The organism is Haladaptatus sp. W1 (genome assembly GCF_001723155.1).
Classification (GTDB): Archaea; Halobacteriota; Halobacteria; order Halobacteriales; family Haladaptataceae; genus Haladaptatus; species Haladaptatus paucihalophilus.
In genome coordinates, this window is record NZ_MEIH01000417.1 from 1 (window position 1) to 3513 (window position 3513).

3 protein-coding genes and 1 pseudogene are annotated in these 3513 nt (G+C 61.2%); 2 read left to right on the forward strand and 2 right to left on the reverse strand.

Translation table 11 applies throughout. The features are described from left to right. On the reverse strand, nucleotides 1–1011 hold a 1011-nt coding region (locus tag BG842_RS26560; protein ID WP_069453133.1), incomplete at its 3' end, for a hypothetical protein. A gap of 180 nt (nucleotides 1012–1191) precedes the next feature. After that, nucleotides 1192–2031 carry a PspA/IM30 family protein gene (locus BG842_RS26565; RefSeq protein WP_069453131.1) on the reverse strand — a complete coding sequence of 280 codons (840 nt, stop codon included), beginning with the start codon at nucleotides 2029–2031 and terminating at the stop codon, nucleotides 1192–1194. A gap of 54 nt (nucleotides 2032–2085) precedes the next feature. On the opposite strand from BG842_RS26565, the gene BG842_RS26570 reads away from it, so the two are divergent. Beyond that, nucleotides 2086–2682: an alpha/beta hydrolase gene (locus BG842_RS26570; protein ID WP_069453132.1), complete on the forward strand. Its 597-nt coding sequence runs from the start codon at nucleotides 2086–2088 to the stop codon at nucleotides 2680–2682. A gap of 488 nt (nucleotides 2683–3170) precedes the next feature. Next, nucleotides 3171–3513 (forward strand): annotated as a pseudogene (locus tag BG842_RS26575) (CTP synthase); the annotation flags it as partial.

Consider the following 3513-nt stretch of genomic DNA (forward strand, 5'->3'; position numbering starts at 1 on the left):
CCGCAGAATGAACGGCCCGATTGAAAGCGTGCGCTTCGCCACCGTCGCAATCCGCAGGATGTACGCCAGCAGGATGATGAACGGGACGATTGCAATCGTCGAAGCCAAACTCACGGTCAGCACGTCGTTGCTGATGCCGAACGTGGACCCCGGAATCGCCTTCGCGTCGAAGTAGATTATCATCGAGATGGTGACGACGAGCGCTGGGACCGCCGTGTACAGCATGGCCCGCGAGAGGTTGACAAGTTCCCACTGGAAGTAGAGCGTTTTGAAATGTTCGCGCGACGGGCCGAAGAAGGTCAGCGATTCGATGATGTCGTCAAACGCCTCGTCCACCTCGTCGGTGAGGGCGTCCGCGTGTTCGTTGCGAATCTTCCGCGCGAGAAATATCTTCCACGAGTAGTTGAAGTTGAGGATGGCAGACAGCACGTCGAACGTTCCGAACTGGGTGTCTTCGAGCGTGTCGCTCACCTCGTCGGCGTTCTCGGAGAGGCCATCGACGTAGCTCCGAATCTCGTCCTTTAACTCCTCGTCTCGGCTCGAATCCACCGCGTCGGCGAGGGCGTTCGCCCGCGATTTGGTCTCTTCGAGGAGCGCCTGCATGAACGACGCGGGTTCCGGCGGCGCGGTCGGGACGTCGAGCGCGTCCTCGACGTCCCGCCGGAACTGCATCGCGCTCTCCATGCGGCTCCGTTGGTCACCCACCGGACCAAGTTCCTGCGAGAGGACGAGCTGATTGAGCGTCACGACGAGCGTCACGCCGGTGATGATCGCCCCGACGAAGCCTTGAAACACCGTGTCCACCGCGTCGTCGCTCGGCCCGATGTACTGCTGTAGCGGCGACGGGTCGAGAACGCCGAGGACGACCAACGCCGCGAAGACGGCGAGGAGGATGACGGCCGCGACGAGCCACCGATTGGCCTCCATCAGAATCCATAGTTTGAGCCGACTCTCGTCTACTCGCTCGCGCATCGTGTCTCCGGGTTGCGCGCTCCCGTCGGACTCGCTCATACGGAACAAAAACGCGAGTAGCGTCAAATAGACACTTGCCGAAACCAGTTACTCTTGCCGGAGGACGGGTCTGGCGCGGAGTTGCAAAAATGGCTCCGAATCGGGGTTCCCGGAGGTGGTTGCGGGGCTAGAGGTTGTTGCGGGGTCGGAGGTGATTGCGGGATGGTTTACCGGAAGCGATTACGAGTTGTTCTCCTCGGTCGCCTGTTCGGTTTCGCTCTCCGTCTCGGTTTCCGTTTCTTCGGCGGCGACTTCGGCTTCGAGGTCCGAGAGGTCGATGTCGTCGTCGCTGGACGACGTTTCTTCCTCCTCGGGTTCGTCCTCCACACCCATGTCGGCTTTCAGCGTCTCCAGTTCGGAGTCGACCTCGCCGGACGACCGCATCTCTTCGAGTTCGCGGTCGAGGCTGCTTTTATCGGAAAGCGCGTCCTCGAACGCGCCGGTGTCCTGCAGTTCGTCCATCGCTTCCGCACGGGCTTCCATGTCCTCCGTCTTCTCTTCGGCGCGCTCGATGGCCATCCCGACGTCCTGCATCTCGTCGCCGACGCCGGTCATGGCCTCCGAGACGCGGCTGTTGGCTTCCGCGGCCTCGTAGCGAGCCTTCATGCTCTCTTTCTTCGTGCGGAACTCCTCGATACGGTTCTGGAGTTCGTTCTTCTTCTCGACGAGGTTGTCCTGCGTATTCTGGAGTTGCGCGATCTGGCCCTCCAGGTCCTCGATTTGGTTCATCTTCTGCTTTTTCTTTTCGAGGGCTTGCCGGGCCAGGTCCTCGCGGTCCTGCTTGACCGCTTGGCGCGCTTGCTGGTTGTGCTTCTCGACGTTCTCTTCGAGGCGGCGCTTCTGAATTTCGAGGCGCTTTTTCTGCGTCGTGAGGTCCGCGATACCCTGCTTTACGTCCTGCAGTTCGTCGCGCATCTGCTCGTAGGAGTAATCGAGCGTCTCGGTCGGGTCTTCTGCCCTGTTGAGGACGGCGTTTATCTTCGAGCGGACGACGTACGACATGCGTGAAAGTACTCCCATACTACTACATTCAGAACCCGACCCTTAAAATCCTCACCAAGCTAACACGCCCACATGACGTTGAACGAAGTCGTCGTCCCCGGGGCGCGGGACGTGCGCGGGTCGCTGGACGAACCCGAAGCACCGACGGATACCGTCGTCGTCGCCTGTCCACCACACCCGCAATTCGACGGCAACAGAAGCGACAACCGCCTCGTCGCGCTCGCCGACTACCTCACGGAGCACGGCGTGGCCTGCCTGCGCTTCGATTACGGCGATTGGGACGAGGGGTACGGCGAACGCGAGGACGCGCGCAACGCCCTCCGCTGGGCGCGCGAGCGCTACGATTCGGTCGGCATCTTCGGTTTCAGCTTCGGCGGCGCGATAGCGACGCTCGCGGGCGTGGACGAGACCGCTGACGCCATCGCGTTACTCGCGCCCGCGTCCCGCCTGACCACGGAACTGGACGCGGCCGCGGCGCTGGACGACGTAGAAGTTCCGCTGAAAGTCCTCTACGGAACGCGCGACGACACGGCCGACTGGGAACCCCTCGCGGAGCGCGCGAAGGAGTTGGGCTTCGAAACCGAGGAGTTCAGCGCGGACCACTTCTTCATCGGACAGGAAGCGAAGGTGGCGGGGCGGTTGGGCGAGTTCTTGGTCGAACGGCTTTGAAAGGCGGTGGTACGGTGGTTTTTGGGTCTCCGCTGACCGAGGCGGGGAAGACAGCGGGATGGTTCAGCCCTCGAAAGCCCACGTTCAGGACACGTTGATCGTGAGTCCATTATAATGGTCGTGAGTTCGCCACGACCGCGATTACAGACGTCACATGACCGCACCGCTACCGTGCCGCGACAACCACACCCTCCCCAACCGATTCCTTCGCATCCGCTCAGTCATCCCTCGCATGATAGTCAGTAGGCTCTCGGACGTGAAGTCCTCGAACCGACTGACGCACGCGCCGGGGACGTTGGTTTGTTTTTCTCCGACAGATCCTCCGCCGTATCGCGCGCTGATGGGTCCTTTCACAGCCGCCCTCCCTTCCGTTTTTCCGGTCTCGCGTTCATCTCACGGCGGACCTCCGACGTATCCAACACATGTCACCTCCTGTCGAACCGGACGGCCTCCGAAATGGTTTTGAAGAACGGTTGCGGAAAGTCAGTATGCCGACTGACCCCGAGACAGACTACGACCCCGAGATGGGGAAGAAGTTCATTTTCGTCACAGGGGGCGTCATGTCCGGACTTGGCAAAGGCATTACCGCCGCGAGCACTGGGCGACTGCTCGCAAACGCCGGGTTCGACGTGACTGCCGTGAAGATCGACCCGTATCTCAACGTGGACGCGGGGACGATGAATCCCTACCAGCATGGAGAAGTGTACGTACTGAAGGACGGTGGCGAGGTCGACCTCGATTTGGGGAACTACGAGCGGTTCCTCGACATCGACATGACCTTCGACCACAACATCACGACCGGCAAGGCCTACCAGTACGTCATCGAGAAGG

What these genes read in the sequence shown, in the direction of transcription:
- BG842_RS26565 (WP_069453131.1), bottom strand. Translation starts at nt 2,031, where the DNA reads ATGGGAGTACTTTCACGCATGTCGTACGTCGTCCGCTCGAAGATAAAC.
- BG842_RS26570 (WP_069453132.1), top strand. Translation starts at nt 2,086, where the DNA reads ATGACGTTGAACGAAGTCGTCGTCCCCGGGGCGCGGGACGTGCGCGGG.